The sequence below is a fragment of the Arcobacter sp. F2176 genome, assembly GCF_004116465.1.
Lineage (GTDB): Bacteria > Campylobacterota > Campylobacteria > Campylobacterales > Arcobacteraceae > Arcobacter > Arcobacter siniprincipis.
In genome coordinates this window covers 34,495-57,260 of the sequence record NZ_PDJV01000006.1, presented here as the reverse complement: position 1 = coordinate 57,260, position 22,766 = coordinate 34,495, and the positions used below count along the sequence as shown (strand labels likewise).

The 22,766-nt window shown below is 28.7% G+C and carries 22 protein-coding genes; 19 read left to right on the top strand and 3 right to left on the bottom strand.

The features are described 5' to 3' along the window. Window positions 1-41 precede the first annotated feature (41 nt). From CRU95_RS07285 to CRU95_RS07265, 5 genes are all read left to right on the top strand, one after another. A complete protein-coding gene (locus CRU95_RS07285; RefSeq protein WP_129100487.1) occupies window positions 42-389 on the top strand; it encodes a hypothetical protein in 348 nt (115 codons plus the stop codon). 47 nt (window positions 390-436) lie between these two features. Then, window positions 437-2,716 carry a 5-methyltetrahydropteroyltriglutamate--homocysteine S-methyltransferase gene (gene metE, locus CRU95_RS07280; RefSeq protein WP_129100486.1) on the top strand — a complete coding sequence of 760 codons (2,280 nt, stop codon included), beginning with the start codon at window positions 437-439 and terminating at the stop codon, window positions 2,714-2,716. 102 nt (window positions 2,717-2,818) lie between these two features. Beyond that, entirely contained in the window at window positions 2,819-4,024 is a 1,206-nt protein-coding gene (gene ilvA, locus CRU95_RS07275; RefSeq protein WP_129100485.1) for a threonine ammonia-lyase, read from the top strand. Between the two features lie 91 nt (window positions 4,025-4,115). Then, on the top strand, window positions 4,116-4,802 hold the full coding sequence (locus CRU95_RS07270; RefSeq protein ID WP_129100484.1) for a F0F1 ATP synthase subunit A: 687 nt from the start codon (window positions 4,116-4,118) through the stop codon (window positions 4,800-4,802). Window positions 4,803-4,929: 127 nt separating this feature from the next. Next, window positions 4,930-5,490: a thiamine phosphate synthase gene (locus tag CRU95_RS07265; RefSeq protein WP_129100483.1), complete on the top strand. Its 561-nt coding sequence runs from the start codon at window positions 4,930-4,932 to the stop codon at window positions 5,488-5,490. On the opposite strand, the gene CRU95_RS07260 is transcribed toward CRU95_RS07265, so the two are convergent. Continuing rightward, on the bottom strand, window positions 5,487-8,222 hold the full coding sequence (locus CRU95_RS07260) for a RecB-like helicase (protein ID WP_129100482.1): 2,736 nt from the start codon (window positions 8,220-8,222) through the stop codon (window positions 5,487-5,489). The genes CRU95_RS07265 and CRU95_RS07260 overlap by 4 nt on opposite strands. 95 nt (window positions 8,223-8,317) lie before the next feature. On the opposite strand from CRU95_RS07260, the gene argB reads away from it, so the two are divergent. The 8 genes from argB to CRU95_RS07220 all read left to right on the top strand — a co-directional run bounded on the left by argB (window position 8,318) and on the right by CRU95_RS07220 (window position 17,115). After that, on the top strand, window positions 8,318-9,217 hold the full coding sequence (gene argB, locus CRU95_RS07255) for an acetylglutamate kinase (RefSeq protein WP_129100481.1): 900 nt from the start codon (window positions 8,318-8,320) through the stop codon (window positions 9,215-9,217). Window positions 9,218-9,231: 14 nt separating this feature from the next. After that, the gene (gene thrC / locus CRU95_RS07250) at window positions 9,232-10,710 is read left to right on the top strand and encodes a threonine synthase (protein ID WP_129100480.1); all 1,479 of its coding nucleotides are present in this window, start codon (window positions 9,232-9,234) and stop codon (window positions 10,708-10,710) included. 178 nt (window positions 10,711-10,888) lie between these two features. After that, window positions 10,889-11,395 (top strand): ubiquinol-cytochrome c reductase iron-sulfur subunit, encoded by a 507-nt coding sequence (petA, locus tag CRU95_RS07245; protein ID WP_129100479.1) that lies wholly within the window; start codon window positions 10,889-10,891, stop codon window positions 11,393-11,395. Window positions 11,396-11,407: 12 nt separating this feature from the next. Further along, the gene (locus CRU95_RS07240) at window positions 11,408-12,658 is read left to right on the top strand and encodes a cytochrome bc complex cytochrome b subunit (protein ID WP_129100478.1); all 1,251 of its coding nucleotides are present in this window, start codon (window positions 11,408-11,410) and stop codon (window positions 12,656-12,658) included. After that, window positions 12,655-13,683: a c-type cytochrome gene (locus tag CRU95_RS07235; RefSeq protein WP_129100477.1), complete on the top strand. Its 1,029-nt coding sequence runs from the start codon at window positions 12,655-12,657 to the stop codon at window positions 13,681-13,683. The genes CRU95_RS07240 and CRU95_RS07235 overlap by 4 nt, the downstream gene beginning before the upstream one ends. 158 nt (window positions 13,684-13,841) lie before the next feature. Further along, entirely contained in the window at window positions 13,842-15,179 is a 1,338-nt protein-coding gene (locus CRU95_RS07230; RefSeq protein WP_129100476.1) for a cytochrome c, read from the top strand. A gap of 8 nt (window positions 15,180-15,187) precedes the next feature. Beyond that, on the top strand, window positions 15,188-16,381 hold the full coding sequence (locus CRU95_RS07225; RefSeq protein WP_129100475.1) for a hypothetical protein: 1,194 nt from the start codon (window positions 15,188-15,190) through the stop codon (window positions 16,379-16,381). Between the two features lie 62 nt (window positions 16,382-16,443). Next, window positions 16,444-17,115: a response regulator transcription factor gene (locus CRU95_RS07220; RefSeq protein WP_129100474.1), complete on the top strand. Its 672-nt coding sequence runs from the start codon at window positions 16,444-16,446 to the stop codon at window positions 17,113-17,115. A 106-nt stretch (window positions 17,116-17,221) separates the two neighbouring features. Here the strand turns inward: CRU95_RS07220 and CRU95_RS07215 are convergent, their stop codons facing one another. Further along, a complete protein-coding gene (locus CRU95_RS07215) occupies window positions 17,222-17,890 on the bottom strand; it encodes a 16S rRNA (uracil(1498)-N(3))-methyltransferase (RefSeq protein ID WP_129100473.1) in 669 nt (222 codons plus the stop codon). Beyond that, on the bottom strand, window positions 17,890-18,294 hold the full coding sequence (locus tag CRU95_RS07210; protein WP_129100472.1) for a hypothetical protein: 405 nt from the start codon (window positions 18,292-18,294) through the stop codon (window positions 17,890-17,892). The genes CRU95_RS07215 and CRU95_RS07210 overlap by 1 nt, the downstream gene beginning before the upstream one ends. Before the next feature lie 71 nt (window positions 18,295-18,365). Here CRU95_RS07210 and CRU95_RS07205 point away from each other — a divergent pair, with 71 nt between their 5' ends. The 6 genes from CRU95_RS07205 to acpP all read left to right on the top strand — a co-directional run bounded on the left by CRU95_RS07205 (window position 18,366) and on the right by acpP (window position 22,744). After that, the gene (locus CRU95_RS07205) at window positions 18,366-19,586 is read left to right on the top strand and encodes a molybdopterin molybdotransferase MoeA (protein ID WP_129100471.1); all 1,221 of its coding nucleotides are present in this window, start codon (window positions 18,366-18,368) and stop codon (window positions 19,584-19,586) included. Then, a complete protein-coding gene (queC, locus tag CRU95_RS07200; RefSeq protein WP_129100470.1) occupies window positions 19,579-20,250 on the top strand; it encodes a 7-cyano-7-deazaguanine synthase QueC in 672 nt (223 codons plus the stop codon). Before CRU95_RS07205 ends, queC begins: the two co-directional genes overlap by 8 nt. After that, entirely contained in the window at window positions 20,250-20,786 is a 537-nt protein-coding gene (locus CRU95_RS07195; protein ID WP_013134309.1) for a 6-carboxytetrahydropterin synthase, read from the top strand. The genes queC and CRU95_RS07195 overlap by 1 nt, the downstream gene beginning before the upstream one ends. Beyond that, on the top strand, window positions 20,779-21,528 hold the full coding sequence (locus CRU95_RS07190; protein ID WP_129100469.1) for a 7-carboxy-7-deazaguanine synthase QueE: 750 nt from the start codon (window positions 20,779-20,781) through the stop codon (window positions 21,526-21,528). The genes CRU95_RS07195 and CRU95_RS07190 overlap by 8 nt, the downstream gene beginning before the upstream one ends. A gap of 161 nt (window positions 21,529-21,689) precedes the next feature. Continuing rightward, complete coding sequence (fabG, locus tag CRU95_RS07185; RefSeq protein WP_129100468.1) at window positions 21,690-22,433, top strand: 3-oxoacyl-ACP reductase FabG; 744 nt, start codon at window positions 21,690-21,692, stop codon at window positions 22,431-22,433. Between the two features lie 80 nt (window positions 22,434-22,513). After that, complete coding sequence (acpP, locus tag CRU95_RS07180; RefSeq protein ID WP_013134306.1) at window positions 22,514-22,744, top strand: acyl carrier protein; 231 nt, start codon at window positions 22,514-22,516, stop codon at window positions 22,742-22,744. Window positions 22,745-22,766: the final 22 nt, after the last annotated feature.

Here is a 22,766-nt window from a genome sequence, read left to right as displayed (position 1 = left end):
CTTTAATAACATATATTCTATTTTTAAAAAGGGAAAAACAATTGAGACATTTAAAAGGTTTTAGAAAAAACTACTTTTCATTATCAGCAATCACTGCATATTCGACTGCAAAAAAACTTAATGACAATGAAGTACGCTCTAAAAAAACTGCTTTTATCTACTCAAGTCTTTGCGATGAAGATGAAGAAGAATCCCCTCCTTTAGAAGAACTCATTTTAAACACTGCAACTTATGCTGCATATTCAAAACCTTGTTATTGTGATTGTGTCTTTAGATTAAAAACAAAACTAGCAATCTCAAACTTTAAATTTATTCCAAGATGTCCATACTATTCAACGCATTTTGCCTTTAGACGTACTGGCGTTCATCCCCCACTTATTACTCTTTAATCAACAAACAAAAAATCATAAACATAAAATATATTAAGGATAATAAAATGCTAGAAAGCACATATATCGTAGGTTTTCCAAGAATTGGAGAACAAAGAGAGTTAAAAAAAGTATTAGAGAGTTATTGGGCAAAAAACTGCTCATTTAATGAAGTGCAAAAAGTTGCAAGTGAACTTAAAAAAAGACATTGGAATTATCAAAAAGAAGCTGGTATTTCATATATAAGTTCAAATGACTTTAGTCTTTATGACAATGTTTTAGACACAGCAATTATGTTAAATGCTATTCCAAAAAGATTTAAAGACTTAAGAGGTGAAGAGCTATATTTTGCAATGGCTAGGGGAAATAAATCTTCAGTTGCTATGGAGATGACAAAATGGTTTAATACAAATTATCACTATATAGTTCCAGAACTTAGTTTAGAAGATGAGTATAAACTAAATGCTTCAAAAATAATTAATGAATACAAAGAAGCAAAAAAACTAGGAATAAAAACAAAAATAAACCTTATTGGTCCTATTACATTTTTAGCTTTATCAAAAAGAGTTGATAGGGGTGATACTTTTGAGTTGTTACACAAAATATTACCAATTTATATAGAGCTATTTTATGAGTTATCAAAACTTGATGAAGTTGTGACAATCCAAATAGATGAACCAATCTTTGTAAAAGATAATGAGGCAAAAATTTTAAGTCTTATAAAACCAACATATGATGCACTATGCCTTACAACAAACAATATAAAACTAATAGTTACTACATATTTTGAACACTCAAATGAAGCAACAAAGATTTTAGTTAATACTCCAATATGGGGATTAGGACTTGACTTTTTATATGGAAGTGAAAATATAGACTCATTAGAAATCATTGCAAATTCAGGGAAAAACTTAATTGCAGGAGTAGTTGATGGAAGGAATATTTGGAAAAACGATATTAAAAGATCTTTTGATTTATTAACTAAGATATCAGAAGTAATTGATAAAGATAAAATCATAATCTCATCATCTTGTTCACTTCTACATACTCCTTTTACACTAAAATATGAAAATAAACTTGATGAAGAAATTAAAAATTGGTTGAGTTTCGCTTGCGAAAAACTTGATGAAGTTGTACTTCTTTCAAAAGTTTTTTATAAAGGAATTGGGAATTTAGACGATAAAGAACTTGATGCGTTAAATAAAAATAAAGATGCTAACAAAAGCAGAAAAATTTCACCTTTAATACATGATAAAGAAGTACAAACTAGAGTTGAAAACTTTAAAACATTTAATAGAGAAGGAAAGTATGAAGAGAGAATTAAGATACAAAAAGAGGCTTTAAAGTATGATGCTCTTGTTACAACAACTATTGGTTCTTTTCCACAAACAAGTGAAATAAGAAAATCAAGAAGTGATTTTAAAACAAATAAAATCACAAAAGAAGATTATACAAAATCTATGAAAGATTATATTGATGAATGTGTAGCTTTTCAAGAGGAGTGTAATTTAGATGTTTTAGTTCATGGAGAACCTGAGCGAAATGACATGGTTGAATATTTTGGTGAACAACTAAAAGGTTATGGCTTTACTTTAAATGGCTGGGTACAAAGTTATGGAAGTAGATGTGTAAAACCTCCTTTTATATATGGAGATATATCTAGACCAAAAGCTATGACAGTTGATTGGATTACTTATGCTCAAAGTAAAACTAAAAAAATCATGAAAGGAATGCTAACAGGTCCTGTTACTATACTTAACTGGTCATTTGTAAGAGATGATAAACCAAGAGATGAAGTATCAAAACAAATAGCAATTGCACTAAGTGATGAAGTAAATAACTTACAAAATGCAGGTATCAAAATAATTCAAGTAGATGAAGCTGCATTTAAAGAAGGATATCCACTAAGAAAAGAGAAAATTAAAATTTATGAAGATTGGTCAGTTAGAGATTTCAGAATTTGTGTAAGTAGTGCAAAAAAAGAGACTCAAATTCATACTCACATGTGTTATAGTGAGTTCAATGATATTATTGAAACAATAGAAAACATGGATGCAGATGTTATTTCAATAGAGACAGCTAGAAGTGGAAATGAACTTTTAAAAATATTTAAAAAACATGGTTATAAACAAGAAGTTGGACCTGGTGTTTATGATATCCATAGCCCAAGAATTCCAAGTGTGGAAGAAATTGTTAAACAAATCAAAGCACTTTTGGAAGTTTTACCCAAAGAACAACTTTGGATTAATCCAGATTGTGGTTTAAAAACTAGAAAATGGGAAGAAGTAATTCCTAGCCTAAAAAATATGGTAAAAGCAGTAGAAATTATAAATAAGGAGAATAAATAAGGGGTAATTTACCCCTTATTTAAAAATAGTTTTTACTCAAATAATAATAGTAAAAACTATTTTTAGATAACATTTCAAACAAAAAATATGAAAAGATATAAAATGATTACATTAAAAGATATACAAGAAGCAAAAACAAAACTAGAAGGAATCATATTAAAAACGCCCCTTACATATGCGCCATTTTTAAGTGAGAAACTTAATAGTAATGTTTTCTTAAAAAAAGAGAATCTACAATTAACAGGAAGTTTCAAAATAAGAGGTGCTTTTAATAAAGTTGCATCACTAGATGAAGAGACTAGAAATATAGGAATAGTAGCAGCAAGTGCTGGAAATCATGCACAAGGTATTGCTTATGCAGGAAACTATTTTGGATGTGATGCAACTATATTTATGCCTGAAGCTACACCCCTTACAAAAGTAAGTGGTGTTAAACAATATGGAGCAAATGTTGTTCTAACTGGACAAAACTATGATGAAGCATATGCAGCTGCAATTAAATTTTGCGAAGAGAAGAGTAAAACATTTATTCATGCTTTTGCTAATGATAAAGTAATTGCAGGACAAGGAACTATTGGAATAGAAATAGTAGAACAAATTGAAGACTTAGATGTTTTAGTAATCCCAATTGGTGGAGGAGGATTGATTGCAGGTGCTGCTGTTGCTGCAAAATCAATAAATCCTAATATTAAAATTGTAGGAGTTGTTGCAAGTGGTGCTAGGGGGATGAAAGACTCTTTTGAAGCAAGACTACCTATTGATTCAACATCTGTAAAAACTATAGCAGATGGAATTGCCGTAAAAGTTGTAACACCAAAGCTACTTGACTATGCTTTAGAATATGTTGATGAAATAATAGATGTAGAAGAGCATGAAATTGCAAATGCAATTTTATTTTTACTTGAAAAACATAAACTTGTAGTTGAAGGAGCAGGTGCTGTTTCAGTTGCAGCACTTATGCATGAGAAAATAGAAGTAGAAAATTTAAAAGTTTGTGCAATTATTAGTGGAGGTAATATTGATGTAACTATGTTATCTCAGATTATTGAAAAAGGTTTAGTAAAATCTTATAGAAAAATGAATCTTATGGTAACACTTATTGATAAACCAGGTTCTTTGATGCATCTAACATCAATTTTTCAATCAAGTGATGCAAATATTGTTCAAATAGATTACGATAGAAGCTCTATAAAACTGGAGTTTGGGGAAGCTTATCTTACTGTTTCATTAGAAACAAAAGGTGAAGAACATCAAAAAGTAATAAGAGAAAATTTGAAACAAAATGGTTACAGATTTAAACAAATCTGATTATTTTTTATACTATTTATAAAAAATTTAGAAATTTCAGTATATAATAGGCACCATAATAAAATAGAAGAAATCACATAGAAGGAAGAAAATGGAAGGAAGATTATTTACATTCTTAGGCGCTATCGGTGGTCATAGTCAAGAATGGATTATCCTGTCGCATTATGTTTTAGTAATTGCGATTATATTTTTAGTTGCTAGAGCAGCAACAAGAAAGATGCAACTTGTCCCAACTGGTGCACAAAATGTAATGGAAGCATATATTGGTGGTGTTGTATCTATGGGTGCAGATACTATGGGTGAAGAGAATGCTAGAAAATATTTACCATTAATTGGTTCATTAGGTCTAGTTGTTGTTGTTGGAAACTTAATGGGTGTAATTCCAGGTTTTGAATCTACTACTAGTAATATCAACTTTACTTTATCGTTAGCATTAATAGTATTTGTTTATTACAACTACTTAGGTATTAAGAAAAATGGTTTTGTAGGTTACTTTGCACACTTTATGGGACCTATGCCAATACTAGCACCTTTAATGTTCCCTATTGAAATTATTTCTCATTTGTCAAGAATTATTTCATTATCATTCAGACTTTTTGGTTCAATTAGAGGGGATGATATGTTCTTAATGGTACTTTTAATGTTAGTGCCTTGGTTATTACCACTTCCAGGATTTTTCCTATTAACAGCGTTTGCATTTTTACAAGCGTTTATTTTCATGATTTTAACTTACGTATATATCGCAGGTTCTATCATGATGGAGCATGAAGACCATTAATAAGTGACTAAGGTCACTTTTAATGATCTGAAAGCACTATGGTCTGAGAATCATTAATAAATGACTCCTAAAAAAGGGGAAGACAAAAAGTCTTCCCCTTTTTTTATATCCAATAATTAGGCTAAAGATGAATCAAATTTTTAACTATTATCTTATTACTGACCCCCAATATTATACAAATGATAAAAATATATTTGAAGAAAAACTAGAAGATGTATTAACCAATAAAAGAGTTGATATGGCATGTTTTAGAGATAAGGAATCATCAAATTATGAAGAGCTTGCAAATATATTTATAAACACTTGCAAAAGATTTAATGTAAAACAAATTATTCTAAATGGAAATTTAGAATTAGCAATAAATCTAAATTGTGGCATTCACCTCACTTCACAACAATTTGATAAAATAAAAATTGCAAAAGAAAAAAATCTATACACAATAATCTCTTGCCACAATGAAGAAGATATAAAAAAAGCAATACAAGAAAGAGCAGATGCAATAACTTACTCTCCTATTTTTTATACCCCAAATAAAGGTCAAGCAAAGGGAGTTAAAGTATTAAAAGATATGCAAAAAAATTATAATATAAAAATAATAGCACTTGGTGGTATTATTGATGATTCACAAATAAAACAAGTACAAGATTGCAAAGTTTTTGGTTTCGCCTCAATTAGATACTTTATTTAAATAGATTTTAAATAAGCTTTTTCATTTCCTAAATACACTAAATAAGCATACACCTCATCACTGTTGATTATCTCTTTAATTGCTTTTTTATAAAATGATATTTGTTTTTCGTGTTCTTTATTTTCTTGAACTGTTGTCTTATAATCAAAAATATAATATTTATTTTCTTTCTCTATAAGTAAATCTATTATTTTGATTTCACCATTATAAATTAAAGATTGCTCCCTTAAAAAATTTGCATCATCTAAAAAGCTATTAAACTCTTCATTTTGAATTAATAAAGATATCCTTTGTTTTATATCATCAAACTCTTTATCCTTTAAATAGACAGAATATCTACTTTTAGTGAGATTTAAAGAGTATTCTAATTGTTCAATTGTAAAGTCATTCATCATCTCTAAACAATAATGCGTTGTTATTCCAAAATATCTTGCTTTTAATTCAAAATCTTCTTCATAATTTTTTACAGATTTATTTGTTTGTCTTCCTAAACTCAAAGGTTTATACTCTACTTTTTCTATTTTTTCATTAGAATCTTTTGTAAATTGATTTATAACTAACTCACCTATCTTACAAGACTCTAATCCGAGCAAATCAAAAACAGATTTTTCCTCTTTTTTGAAAATAAACAAATTACTTTTTGCCCTTGTTAGAGCCACATATAAAATATTTATCTCATCTTCTGCTTGCAGTGCTTTTTCTTTATTTAATGCACGTTTATAGTTTTCATCAAAGTTTTCTAGATTTGAGATTTTATAATATACATTATCCAAATAAACTCCACTATATTCAAACAATAATGAACTTCTATCGGCATTTTTATTTTTAATTCTATCAAGTAAAATTACAGTATCAAATTCCAACCCTTTTGATTTAAAGATAGTCAAAATTTGTAAACCAATTTGTTCTTTATTTTCAATTGGGGTTTCCATTAAATCAACTTCATAAACAAAATCAACAATATCAGTGAAGTTTTTTGATTCTTCAACAAATTTTATTACATTGTCATCTAAGATATTAAAATATTTTGCCACTTTTAAAACAAGTTCAAATACCCTATTTTCTTCTAAGTCGAAATCAAAATCTAATTTTGTATTTGGAGCATTTCCAATTATTGCATTTAAATTCTCTTTATAAATATTTTCTTTATAATAAAGATATTTTATAGCATTTATACAAGCTTTTACATTCTCTTGATTAATAAGTTTTGAAGTCATCTCTGTAGAGATTTTAAGGGTTGGAAACATCTTACTTAAGTATGAATAAAGTTCCAGAACATCATCATTTGTATATGTTAAAATAGCAATTGAATTTGGATCAATATTTTTTCTAATAAGTTTAGCAATTGTACTTGCTATTGTTTGATATTTTTCCTCTTCTTTTAGTTTATCATCGCTTATTACTTCCACATAGCCATTTTCAATATTACTTAATTGTTCATAGTATTCATAATTATTTAAATTTATAAAGGCCCTATTTACAAACTCAACTATATTTTTAGCACTTCTAAAATTTGTATTTAAAATCTCTGTTTCTATTTGATTGTGTTTTTTACTTACGAAATCAAAAAGTTCCCTTTTTCCACCTCTAAATCTATAAATTGATTGTTTAATATCACCCACATAAAAAAATGACTTGAACTTTTCACTATTACCTGAAAGTGCTTCTTCTATAAGTGGTTCTAAAATTTTGTATTGTAAAAGTGAAGTGTCTTGGAACTCATCTATTAAAATATGGTTATATTTACTATCTAGTCTAAAGTATAAAAAGTCCTTATCAATTTTACTTGAGAGTAGTTCATATACATAATTTGAAATATCATTAAAAGTGAAATAGTTTTTATTTTTATTATAACTCTTTTTAAAATCCTTAAACAATTTGTATAACTCATATAAAGAGCTAAGGGAATAAGAAGATCTTAATTTATAGTAATTACTTATTTGCATTTTTAATTCTTGAAAGTTTTGTTCAAACTCTTCATTAGAACACTTTTTAAAATCCCGTGAATCTGTAGATACCTCTTTTGTAAGCCAAGTTTTTCCTTTAAGCAACAACTCTTCAAAGTTATCAAAATCAACAGATTTTAAAGCCGCGTTTGAAGCACTTGGACAGTTTTGAATATGTTTTTTTAATTTATATGCGATTTCTAAAGCTAAGTTTTTTTGTAAATTTATTAAATTTTCTTCTATTGGAACTATTTTAAAATCTTCATTCTTTTCATTTAAATTTAAAAAAATATCAAATATAGAGTTAAACTTTTTAGCTTCATAATATGAGAAGTTAATCAATTTATCAAAATTTTCTAAATTTAGTGATTGTAAGAATTTATATTCAAGATTTTCTATATTATCTTGCTTAATTGAGAAATCATCATCAACGCCTATATATCCACTAAACTCTCTTAAGATTTTATTTACAAATTTATCAATTGTATAAATAGAGAGTTCGGAATTTAAATATAAATTTATAAGATAATCTTTTTTATTGAGTATTTGCTCAACTGATAGTTCTGATACATTTGAAATCTGCTCAAGATAAATCTTATCTTCACCCAAACTCTTCAAAGTCTTAAAGATTCTTTCACTCATCTCTTTTGCAGCTTTATTAGTAAAAGTTAAAGCCAAAACTTCAGTGGGACTAGCCCCTTTTAATAACAACGAAATGTATCTTACAGTTAATGCAAAGGTTTTTCCACTTCCTGCACTAGCTTTTAATGCCAAATAATTTTTCATGAAAAATGATACTAAAAATCTACCAAATATTGCATTATATTACAAAAAGAAAATTTGTTGTATAATGCCTCACTTTTTAATAAGGTTTTAAAATTATGCAAAGAAAAAATACAACTGTAGAAACACTACTTGATGCCATTCCATATATTAAAAAATTCTATGGAAAAATAATTGTTATCAAATATGGGGGAAGCGCGCAAACTTCTCCTGATTTACAAGAAAAATTTGCTCAAGATATTGCCCTACTTTCACTTGTGGGAATCAAACCTGTAATCGTACATGGTGGAGGAGCTAGAATTTCTGAATTATTGAAAAAACTTGAAATTCACTCTGAGTTTATTGATGGACATAGGGTAACTTGTGGTGATAGTATGAGAGTTGTGGAAATGGTTTTAAGTGGAGAAATCAATAAAAATATAACTTCACTTTTAAACTATCATGGAGCAAAAGCCATAGGTATTTCAGGAAAAGATTCTTCTATTATACAAGCCCAAGCAAAAGATGGTGGAAAGTTTGGATATACAGGTGTTATTACTCAAATCAATGGAAAAATGATTACAAATCTTATAAATGAAGGATTTGTTCCAGTTATTGCACCAATTGCCGATGCAAAAGAGCCTGGACACCCTGGATTTAATATAAATGCAGATGTGGCAGCTAGTAAAATAGCCATTGCACTTGGAGCACAAAAAGTTCTATTTTTGACTGATACAGTAGGAGTTCTTGATAAAGATAAAAATCTATTAAACTCACTAGACAAATCAGATGTTGAGTCTTATAAAAAAGATGGAACAATAGCTGGTGGTATGATACCAAAAGTTGACTCTTGCATAGAAGCTATTTACAATGGTGTAAACAAAGCTCACATAATTGATGGAAGAGTTGAACATTCAATTATTCTTGAACTATTTACAAGTGATGGAATTGGTACACAATTTGTAAGAAAAGACAATCCAAATAATGGAATAAATTTAGAAAAATTATTAAATGACTAAAAGTAAGGACTAATATGAATTTTATAGAAACAAGAGGAAATGATGGTGTTAAAGCTAATGAAGTAAGTTTTAGCGAAGCAATTTTAAGCCCGAGTGCTTCTTTTGGAGGACTTTATGTACCCAAAAGTTTACCAAAACTTGAAGATGACTTTTTACAAAATCATATTAACTCAAGCTATAAAGAACTAGCGTATGACATACTTAAAGCTTTTGATATTGATATAGATGAAAGTGAAATAAAAAAAGCTTTAGATTTATATGATAGTTTTGATGATGCATCAAATCCTTGCCCTGTAGTTAAAATAGAAAATGACTTATTTGTACATGAGCAATATCATGGACCAACAAGGGCTTTTAAAGATATGGCACTACAACCTTTTGGTTCTATTTTAAGTTCAATTGCAAAAAGCAAAGATGAAAAATATTTAATTTTAGCTGCAACTTCTGGAGATACAGGACCAGCTGCCTTAAATACTTTTAAAAATAAAGATAATATTCAAGTTGCTTGTCTTTATCCAAGTGGTGGTACTAGTGATGTACAGAGACTTCAAATGGTTACAGAAGATGGAGCAAACTTAAAAGTAATAGGGATAAAAGGAAATTTTGATGATGCACAAACAGCATTAAAAAAATTGCTTGCATCAAATACATTTAGAGATGAGTTGAAAAAGGATGACATAAAATTAAGTGCGGCAAATTCAGTTAATTTTGGAAGAATCATATTCCAAATTATTTATCATTTTTGGTCATATATTCAATTGCTTAAACAAAATGAAATAACATTTGGAGAAAAAATTTACTTAATAGTTCCAAGTGGAAACTTTGGAAATGTTTTAGGGGGCTTTTATGCACTTAATATGGGTGTACCAATTGAAAAACTTTTAGTTGCTTCAAATAAAAATAATATCTTAACTCAATGGATTAATACAGGTATCTATGATATTAGAGGAAAAGAGCTACAACTTACAAAATCTCCTGCAATGGATATCCTTAAATCTTCTAATATAGAAAGAGTTATTTATAGTCTTTATGGAGCTAAAAGAACAAAAGAATTAATGGAAGCACTAAATGAAAATCTATTTTTTGAAATGACTAAAGAAGAGACAAAAGAACTACAAAAATATTTTTCTGCCGTAAACTCTGATGATGAATATGGAATAAAAATCATAAAAAGATATACAGACAAAGATTATATTATGGATCCCCATACTGCAACTTGTTTAAAAGCATATGAGACTTTAAAAGAAAAAGATTTAAAAACAGTTATGTATTCAACTGCTGAATGGACAAAGTTCTCACCAACAGTTCTAAATGCTATTTCACAAAATAATGAAAAATATGATGATAAAACTGCTTTAGAAAATATCTCAAAAGATTGTAAAGTGAAAATTCCTGATTCAATTTCAGAACTATTTAACTCAAAAATTCTGCATGATGAAGTAGTAGAAAAAGAAGAAATAGAATCAAAAATAATCGAATTTATTACTAAATAATATAACTTAAACTTATAATTCTGAGGTTATTTTTAACCTTAGAAGCTCAATATAGCTAATCTTTTGTGTAAATATGAGACAATTTGCTATTTTATACCTTAGTTTTGACCTTAGTCATAAAAATTTAAGACATCTTTAAATATAATGGGAAGATTTTATTTTAAAAGGAAACCAAATTATGTCTAACGAAACTAATAGACGAGATTTTATTGGTTATTCATTTGCTGCAGTTGCTGCAGTAGGTGGTGCTGCTTCGCTTGTTGGGATGAAACAAGCATGGGATCCACTTCCTAGTGTTTTAGCTGGTGGATTTACAACTGTAGATTTATCTACTATAAAAGCAGGTGAACCAGAAACTTTCGTATGGAGAGGTAAACCAGTATTTGTTCTTAAAAAAACAGCAGATATGGATCAATCAAAAAGAGATTTAATTGTAGGAAGCGATAGATTTATTATTGCTATTGGATTATGTACACACTTAGGATGTATTCCTGCATGGAAAAAAACTCATTGGAAATGTGCCTGTCACGGTGGTGAGTTTAATGCAAGTGCTGAAAATGTTTTTGGACCACCACCAAGACCACTTGATGTGCCTCCATTTAAATTAGAAGGTACTAAAGTTGTTTTAGGTGAATCTAGTCCTGAATACAAAGAAATTGCTGCTTTTGTAGCAACAGAAGCGTAGGAAGGAAATAAAATGGCAAAATTTGAAAAAGCAAACTCAGTTGGTGAGTGGTTAGATCAAAGATTAAATCTTACAGCATTCAATAAAGTTATGATGACTGAATATTGGATTCCAAAAGATATTAACTTTCTATGGGCTATGGGTGTACTTTTAGCTACAACATTTAGTATTTTAATTATCTCAGGAATTTTCTTGATGATGTACTACAAACCAGATATTAATTTAGCATTTGATTCTGTTAACTATACAATTATGCAAGAAGTTGCATATGGTTGGCTATTTAGACATATGCATGGTGTTGCAGCTTCTGTTGTATTCTTAATTATTTATATTCACATGTTTACAGGTATCTATTATGGTTCTTATAAACAAGGAAGAGAAATGATTTGGATTTCTGGAATGTTATTATTTATGACATTTAGTGCTGCTGGATTCTCTGGATATATGTTACCTTGGGGACAAATGTCTTATTGGGCTGCAATGGTTATTACAAACTTATTTGGTGGTATTCCTTTTATTGGTGATGCTTTAGTTGTATGGATTAGAGGTGACTTTAATGTTGCTGATGCTACATTAACTAGATTCTTTATGCTACATGTATTCTTATTACCTGTTGTTATAATGGGAATAATTGCATTACACTTCTATACTTTAAGAGTTCCTCATGTTAATAATCAAGATTCAGAAGAGTTAGATTTTGATGCTGAAGCTGAAAAATATCTTTCTGGAAATAAAAAAGAATCAAAAGTTATTCCTTTCTGGCCTGTATTTATCTCTAAAGATTTAGCAGTCATGGGAATTTTCTTAATATTCTACTTTTACTTAGTATTTTTCCATTATGACTTTGCTATGGATCCAGTTAACTTTGATCCAGCTAATAATATGGTTACTCCAACTCACATTTATCCTGAGTGGTATTTCTTATGGTCATATGAAGTATTAAGAGGTTTCTTCTTTAATGTTGGTCCTTTAAAAGCATTTGATATTGGATTAATGGCATTTGGATTTGCAAATGTTATATTCTTATTATTACCATTTTTAGATAGAGATCCTAAAATCTTACCAGCACATAAAAGACCTAAATTCTTTATTTGGTTCTGGATTTTAATGATTGACTTAATTGTATTAACTGTTTTTGGTAAATTACCTCCAACAGGTACAAATGCATATATTGGATTTGCAGCTGCACTTTCATTTATTTTAATATTCTTAGCATTACCAATTGTTTCGAAATCTGATGCTAAGAAAAGGGGTGACGTATGAGAGAATTAAAAATATTAGCAGTAGTTGTAGCTTTAACACTAATAACTTACTGGGGAGTTGAACCTTTTGCTCACTCTCAAATGCACCCTCATGTAGATGCACCAAATTATGATTTTGCACAAGCAGACAAAATGATAACTGCGGAAAATGTAGAAAAAGCAAAAGTTGCATTAGAAAATGCAAAAAAATCAGATGATAAAAAAGCAATTAAAAGTGCAACTGCTGATTTAACAAATGCTGAAAACTTTGAAAAAGACACTAATGCTTTTTGGGCAACAACTAAAGAAGCAGTTTCTGACAAAGGTAATGTAGCAAATGGTGAAGTATTAGTTACTAGTAACTGTACTGCTTGTCACTCTATTGAGTCAAAAGGTTTTCCAAAAGTTATGGATGATGCAAGTGCTGCTGCAGCTTATGGTGTAGTACCACCTGATTTAGGAACTGCTGGTAAATTATATACTAAAGAATATCTTGCTGGTTTTGTTATGAATCCTGCTAGAGCTTCTAAAGTTACACATAAATTTGTTGATGGAAGAGTTCACCCAATGCCAGGTTATGATTGGATGCAACCACAAGAAATAGCTGATATGGTTGCATACTTACAATCAATTGCACCAAAAACTATGACAGATAAAGAAGTATTTAACAATGCTTGTCAAAGATGTCACTCTATTAAATATGGAGATATGAAAGGTGGAACTATGCAAGCATATACACCTGACAAAGATATAAAAACTTACATGGGTAAAATTCCACCTGATTTATCTCAATACATTAAATCAAGAGGACATGAATATATTCATGAACTTGTTAATGACCCTCAAAAACATTTAGAAGGTACTGCTATGCCAAGAGTTGGTTTAACGCTAGAATCTGAAAAACAAGTTGTTGGTTATTTAGAAGAAGTTGGTGATTCTAAAAAAGCACAAAGAGAAGAATTAGGACCTAAGTTCTTAATTTACTTAGCAATTTTTGCAATTTTTGCTTGGTTATGGAAATCTAAACAATGGAGAGAGATGCACTAAGCATCATCTTTTATTTAACTCAAAGGGGACTAATTTTTATTAGTCCCCTTTTTTATATAAAAATTTTCTTAATATTAAATACTACAAAAATTTCAAAAACTAACATTAAATTAACATACTAAGAGTAAACTAACCTCTAATTAAATTAAGGAGGCTACATGGATATTATAGGACAATTTCCGTTGTTTTATTTTCCAGAATACGGAAGTGCTTGGATGATGGGTATGACAGGAACTATACACATCTTAGCATCACATACTTCTGTTGGTGCAGCAATGCTATTTGCATATTTGTCATATAAAGCATATAAAGAAAATAGAACTGATTTATATCCGTATATGAAAAAATACGGTATGTTTTTGTTGATTTTTTCGTATGTAATAGGTTCAATTACCGGTCCAGGTATTTGGTACACGGCAACTGCAGCAAGTCCAAGGGGTATTAGTGCTTTAATACATAACTTTGTTTGGGTTTGGGCGACTGAGTGGGTATTTTTTGTTTTTGAAGTAATAGGAGTCTTTGTTCTTGTTTACTTTATAGATAAAATCGATAAGAAAACTCATTTAAAACTTACATTCTCATTTGCAATGGCTTCAGTTGGTACTTTAGCATTGATCATTGGGATTATTAGTTTTATGATGTGGCCAGGTACTCAAGAATACTATACAACAGGAAGTGCAAGTGATGCATTTTTTGGTACAAATACCTTCCCTCATATGTTTTTACGAATTGGTTTTATGATTATGTTATCAGGTGTAATTGGACTTATTATTTCAAGTGCAATGAAAAAAGACAATCTAGAACTTTCACGTGAATTAACTAAAAAAATGGGTTATGTAAGTATGCTTGGAGGATTTTTAGTTCTATTCTTCTTTATGTGGTATATGGGAACTCTACCTGACAATGCACATGCTGTATTTAATATAACAAAAGCAGATGTTATTCAAAGTAGAATTATTCTTACAGTTGTTTTTTCTATTTATTTTTTAGTTGCAATTGTAAAACCACAATTTATAAGTACACCATTAGCAGGAGTTATGGTTTTTATAATATTAATTGCAGGAATATGGCCAGGTGAGAAACTAAGAGAATCTATGAGAAAACCTTATGTTGCGGGTCAATATATTTATTCAAATCAAATAATTAGTCGTGATGTACCAGGGAAAGGAATAAAAAGCGAACTTCCAATAATCGCCGAAAAAGGACTTTTACAAGTTAATCCATTTGTTCCAAAAAATTTAAAGGTAATTACAGAAGAGAACAAACATGAAGTTGGAAAACTTTTAGCAAGAATGGCATGTTCAAATTGTCACTCTTTAGAAAAAACTGGTAAATATAGACCTTTAAAAGATAGATTAGCCGGTATGGATAAAGAAGCTATCAAGTCTATTTTATATGCAATAGGTGCAGGTGGTATGCCATACATGCCAACATTAAAATTACCAGAAAATGAAACTGATGCAATTGCCCAATATTTTGCATCAATGAAATATTAGGAGGAATTATGGACGCATCAATATTATTAGCTCTAAGAGATCCAGCAGGAGTACCTTTTTATCCGGTAGTATTCCAAGCGCTGTATGTTTTAACATGGGCATTACATGCAGCCTTTGTTTTTCTTGCATTAGGTTCAATGGGACTTTCATTATATGGTACTTTTAAACAAAAAAGTGATGACAATTGGAAGATATTAACACCCCATTTAATCCAAACAGGGAAAATAAGTATTTCTATACTTATAGTTTTAGGGGTTGCACCTTTATTATTTACACAAGTTATTTATGATCCAAATTGGTATGTAACAAATACATTATCTGGAATGTGGGTATTTATATTTATATATACATTAGTTCTTGGTTATATTCTTTATTATTGGTATTATTTTGCAAACAAGAAAAATCAAGGTGGAGGAAAACTAATAGGTATTATTTCATTTCTAATTTTAATATTTGCAGGAACTTTAATGCATAATTTTGCAGTAACTTCTCTTATGCCAAATGATTGGATGAATATGTATGCACCAAATGGAATAGTTGACAATAGTGGGTGGACATTTAATGTAGATACTGTAAGATTGATTTTTATGTTAAGTTTATCAATTCCAGTTGTTGGATTATTCTTACAAAACTATAGTAGATTTTTAAGTACAAGGAGAGATTTTAGTGAAATATTTATAGATTATTGTGCAAAGCTTGGAACAAAAATTGGAGTAGTAGGTTTAATTATAAGTGCCGTTGCCTTTGTAGCATGGATGATACAAGTTGGATATTTATTACATCCATTATCTATTGCTATTGTTGTAGGTGTTGTTATTTTATTATTTATGATTTTGAAAAACAGTAATAGTTATATTACAACTATAGTATTAGTTGTTGTTGCTCTGTTAATCTCTTCTATGAGAGAACTTATAAGGTTTGATATTATGGCAAAACTGGGATATAGCATTTATGAATATCCAGTTAATTTAGAAATCCCTACTATTGTAATGTTCTTACTTACTTTCTTAGTTTTAGGAGGAGTAGGAGTTGCATATCTTCTAACATTAGCTTGGAAAGTTGGGAAAAACCAAGGCGTTTTTGATGGTACAAAAGATAAAGCTGTTACAAAATTAGGTAATTATACCTTATCTATAATGGTTTTATGGATGGTTATTTATTTTGGTTGGGGTATGACAATACTCTTTATGAATATACTCTAAATATTTATTAAAAAAAGTTAAAGAGTTTATTACTCTTTGACTTTTTACAATTGGAGTAAAATATGATTGGTACTCAAATACTATTTTTAGAAGATGATAAACTCTTTCAAGAAACTATAAAAGACCTACTTGAAGAAGAAAACTTTTTTGTGGACACTTGTTCCAATGGAGAAGAATTTTTAAATAAAATATATGACAATATATACGACTTATACATACTTGATATAAACGTACCTCAAATTAATGGTTATGAGATAATGAAGATATTAACAGAATATCAAGATGAAACTATACGGTTAGTTTTAACCTCTATCCCCAATAGTACCATTAGATCATTTAAAAGTGGTTGCGATGGATTTTTAAATAAAACAGGCAATAATAAAGAACTAATTCTAAGAATTCAATCCCTAATCAAAAGAGCATACCGAACATATTACGAATGCATAACTATTAATGACAAAATTTCATACAATATTTTTTCAAAAGAACTTTTTTATAATAATAAAGCCCTAGAAATAGAAACACAAGCTTTATTAGTACTAAACTACTTGATTAAAAAAAGAGGAGAGTTTGTAAGTAAAGAGATTCTAGAAAAAAATGTTTATCCCACTAATAGTAACTCAAAAGCTGATGTCATTCGATATCATATTTGGCATTTAAGAAAAATATTAGGTGGTGATATTATTGAATCACAAAAAAATAGAGGATATAAGCTAAAGCCAATTGGTGTTTAGTGGCTTTAGCGTTCTTGTGAATAGATAAAAATTAGTAGGAGTTTATCTTATTCTTTTTGTTTAAACATTATAATTATAAAGTATTAGTGTTAATTAAGTGTTAGTTTTAAACTATCAATTTTGCTGCAATAATTGTAACTGCTGTTTCACTTCTTAAAATCAAATTTGAGTTAATCCCAACAGTCTTTTCTTCTGTAAATTTTTCTAACTCTTTAGGTGAGAAACCACCTTCACAACCTATAATTATACTTTTTATATCTTTATTATCATCTACACTATTATTAGAAAAATTAAATACAAAACTATCTTTATAAGAGGTTAAAACCTCATCTAAAGAATTTAATATTTCTAATTTAATAATTGAACTTCTTCCACACTGTTGAGAAGAGTTTATTAGTATTTTTTCAAACTTTTCTATATTTAGTTTAAAGTTTTTTTGTGAATAATCTGCATAAAAAAAAGTGATTTTATCAACCCCTATTTCATTTAAATAAGGAAGTTGTTTTTCAATTGTTTTTGGATCAACAATAGCCCAAATAATATGAAGTTTTTTATCTACTTCTATTATCTTCTCTTCTTTTTTTATAAGTCTTAAACTTGCATCTTTTTTATTTATATCAAATATTTCATAGGAATAAATAAAATTATCACTTAAATTTCTAAAAAAAATAGTTGAACCAATTTTTTCTCTTCTTGCTTTAAAAAGATATTTATAAATATCACCTTCAACTTTAATTGTTTCAAGGGAGGCCTCAGGTAAATAAACAAACTGCACTAAAAAATCTTACTTATAATATATGTTAAAATAATTATAATAATCTCAATAAGATAAATCTTTCTAGAAAATTTAAAAAACTCTTCTTGCAGTTGTGTATCATCACTTTTTATAACTCTCATCTTTTTAAATCTTTTTATCTCCAACACCATAACTGCAATTGCTGCTGCTATCATTATAAATATAGTAAAAGAAAATGTTTTTTGATAAAAAGCAACAATTGTTCCTGTATAAATAATAATTGCATTTAAAGTATGATATAAAGGGGTAAAAAATTTTAATCTTTTTGCTAGTTTTATAAAATTATTTATATTATAAACACTATAAAAATTAATTAGCATAACCGATATAAAAAGGTATACAAAAAAAACGTGTGTATCAATTGTTGAACTACTAAAATCCATGTTTATCTCACTTTTAAGAAATTTTGCTATTATATCAAACTTAAGCATAGGTTGAAGTAAAAGGATTTAATATGAGTGTATCAATTGAAAAAGCATTAGAAATAATCATTAACTCAATTCAAGTAAAAGATTTTGAAATAGTTCCTATTGAAAATGCGACATCAAGAATAAGTGCCCAAAACATTTACGCAACAAGCTCTCTACCAAAATTTAACAACTCTGCAATGGATGGATATGCAATACTTTTAGATGATAAAGAAAAAGAATTGACTTTATCTGACAAAATATTCGCAGGAGATAATAATAAAAACCTTTTAAAATCAGGTACAACAATAAAAGTGATGACAGGAGCTATGGTTCCTCCAAACTGTGAAGCGGTTGTTCCACAAGAAAATACTGAAATAATTAATGATAAAATTAAAATTACCTCTGTTGTAAAAAAAATGCAACACATAAAATTTGTTGGTGAAGATATTCTAAAAGATTCGTTATTAATTAAAGTTGGAGAAGAATTAAATTTTGCAAAAATTACTCTTCTTGCTTCTCAAGGTATTTCTCATATAAAAGTTTATAATAAACCAAAAATTGTAGTTTTTGCTTCAGGTGAAGAGTTGAAACTCCATTATCAATCAATCAAAGATTATCAAATATATAACTCTAATACTCCTACTTTTATAGCAAGAGCTAAAGAATTAGGCTGTGATGTGAGTTTTGTAGGACAAGCAAAAGATTCTATTGAATCAATAAAAGAACATATATACAACTCTTTAAATGCAGATTTAATAATCACATCAGGTGGAGTATCAGTGGGAGAAGCTGATTTTACACGAGAATCATTTACACAAGTTGGTTTAGAAACTTTATTTGATGGAGTATATGCAAAGCCAGGTAAACCTACAATTTTTGGTAAAATAAAAGATACTTTTATTTTAAATTTACCAGGTAATCCTCTAGCCTCTGCTTTGATTTTTGAAATGCTTGGGAAAATAATTATTCAAAAATTAATTGGAGCAAAAGATTTTTATCATAACTTTATTTATACAAAAATAAGTGATGATTTAATAAATAAAAAAGGGAAATTTACTTTTATTCCAGGCTTCTTTAACGGAGAAAACTTCACTCCTTCTGATAAAAAAAGCCCTGGAATGGTATCTATTTTAAGTGAATGTAATTCATTTATTGTTTTAGATGAAAATGTATCAAAACTAAATAAAAATCAAGAAGTAAAAGTTATTCCAATAAATTGGAAATTCTTTTGCGATGAAAAAAAGGACTATATAACTTATGAGTAAAAAAGCTATTTGTATTTTAAGTGGAGGCATGGATTCTACACTTGCTTCATATATTGCTAAAAATGAAGGATATGAAATAATTGCTGTTCATTTTAATTATGGACAAAGAACACAGAACAGAGAATTAAAAGCATTTAGAGATGTTTGTGAAGATTTAAAAGTGAAAAATAAATATGAAATTGATATTCCATTTTTCACACAAATTGGAGCAAGTGCACTAACAGATGCCAATATCGATGTTCCAATTGATGGGGTTAAACCCGGAGTTCCCGTTACTTATGTACCATTTAGAAATGGTATTTTTCTTTCAATTGCAGCTGCAATTGCAGAAAAAGAGAATGCAGAAGCAATGTTTATTGGAGTTGTTGAAGAAGATAGTAGTGGGTATCCTGATTGTACAGATTCATTTATTAATCAAATTAAAAATGCAATTAATGAAGGGACAAAAGAAGCAACACATATAAATATTAAAACTCCTTTAGTTAAACTTCACAAAAGTGAGATTGTAAAAAAAGCTCTTAAACTAAATGTTCCACTTGAGCTTACTTGGTCTTGTTATAAGGAAGAAAAAGAAGCTTGTGGAGTTTGTGATTCTTGTAGATTGCGATTAAATGGATTTGAACAAGCAAATTCAAAAGATCCAATACCATATAAAGGTTCTTGATGAAATGGAATATTTCAAAAGAGTTTGATTTTTGTTATGGTCATAGAGTTTGGTCACAAGAATTAAACCCAGACTTTTCACTAGATACTTGTTTGATGTGTAGACATCTACATGGACATCAAGGAAAAGTAATAGTTCACTTAGAGAGTTCAAGTTTAAAAAATGGAATGGTAACTGATTTTAAACACTTAAATTGGTTCAAAAAATTTCTTGATGATACTTTAGATCATAAATTTGTTTTAGATTTAAATGATCCCTTATTTGAAACTTTATTACCTCATTTTAAAAATAAAGAAGAGTTATTTTTCCATGAAGAAGGATTTTATACTTTTGATTTAAATAGTATAAAAGATGAACCAATACATATTCGTGAATTGTATGAAGGATATGTACTTGTTGATTTTGTTCCAACAAGTGAAAACCTTTCTGCTTGGCTTTTAGAAATTATTCAAACTAAAATGAATGAATTACCAATAGAAGTATCACATGTAGAATTTTTAGAGACTCCCAAAAGTAAAAGTACAGTATATGCTTGAAGTAAATGAGATATTTGGACCAACGATACAAGGAGAAGGAAAGTATGTTGGAAATCCATCTATTTTTATAAGATTTGGAAAATGTAATTTTAGATGCGAAGGCTTTGCGGTTGAATATGAGACTCCAAGTGGAGTGAAAAAATGTTCTTGTGATTCATTTTATGCAGTTGATCCTGCATTTAAAGACCAATGGCATAAGATGAATAAAAATGAAATCATAGAGCAAGTTAAAAAGTTAGAACCTTCATATAAAGCAGATATAGTAATCACAGGTGGTGAACCACTTTTATATTGGAAAGATGTAGAGTTTCAAGAAATTTTAAAATATTATATATCAAATGGATATAAAGTAACAATAGAGACAAATGGCTCATTAAATATAGATTTTACAAAAGAGTATCAAAAAGAATTAATATTTTCCATGAGCGTTAAACTTTCTAATTCACTTGAACCACTTAAAAAAAGGGTTAATGAAGAGACTCTAAAAAAAATTATCACAAATACAAAAGAGTCATATTTAAAATTTGTTATTAGCAAAGAATTTATTACAAAAGCAAAAGAAGAAATTGAATTAATCTCTTCAATAATACCAAATTGTGACATTTATCTTATGCCAATGGGTGATAGTGCTTATGAGATAAATAAACATTCTGAGAGCGTTATAAACATGGCAATTAACTCAGGATATAAATATTGCGATAGACTACATATAAGGGTTTGGGATAATAAAAGAGGTGTTTAATTAATTATAGATATAATATCATTTTAAAAGAAGCTAATTTATAAAGAATAACTCGTTATTCTCTTTAGGATTTGTTTCTTTAAAGAGAATTTATTTCTCTTGTTAAAAGAAGTCAAAAAAGAGAGGTCCCTTTTAATTAGGGACTAATTAAAAGGATAAAGATGAAATTTACAGGTTCAAATGTACTAGTTACTGGTGCTAGCAGAGGAATAGGTGCCCAAATTGCCAAAACTCTTGCAAGTCATGGACTTAAAGTATGGATTAATTATAGAAGTAAAGCAGATGAAGCTTCTAAAATTCAAGAAGAGATTGAAGCTGCTGGTGGAAAAGCTGCAATTATAAAAGCAGATGTTACAAATGAAGATGAGTTTGTAAGTGCAATTAATACAATTATTGATTCTGATGGTGAATTATCATATTTAGTTAACAATGCTGGTATTACAAAAGATAAATTAGCACTTAGAATGTCTGTTCAAGATTTCAATGATGTAATCAGTGCAAATTTAACATCAGCATTTATTGGTTGTAAAGCTGCATTAAAAATAATGGGTAAAAAAAGATTTGGTTCAATTGTTAATATTTCATCAATAGTTGGAGAAATGGGTAATCCTGGTCAAACTAATTATTCAGCTTCTAAAGGTGGATTAAATGCTATGACTAAATCGTTTGCAAAAGAAGCAGCTTCAAGAAGTATAAGATATAATGCAGTTACTCCTGGTTTTATTCAAACAGATATGACTGATGAATTAAAAGATGAAGTAAAAGCAGAATATGAAAAAAATATCCCATTAAGTAGATTTGGGAAACCAAGTGAAATCGCTGATGCGGTTGCATTTTTATTAAGTGATCACTCTTCTTATATAACAGGAGAGATATTAAAAGTTAATGGTGGCTTATACGTTTAAAAAGTTAAAATTTTTTATTTAAAAGAATATTTAAAGGCTTTTAGGTATAATTCTAGGACAATTTTAAAAAAGGAAAGAAAATGGCATTATTAGATGATGTGAAAGAAGTAGTAGTTGAGCAATTAGATTGCGATCCAGCTGAAGTTAAAGAAGATTCAAAATTCATTGAAGACTTAGGGGCAGATTCGTTAGATGTTGTTGAGCTAGTTATGGCTTTAGAAGAAAAATTTGACATCGAAATACCTGATGAAGATGCAGAAAAAATCTTAACTGTTTCAGATGCTATCAAATACATCGAAGATAATAAATAATCAAGTAATAAGACATTATTCT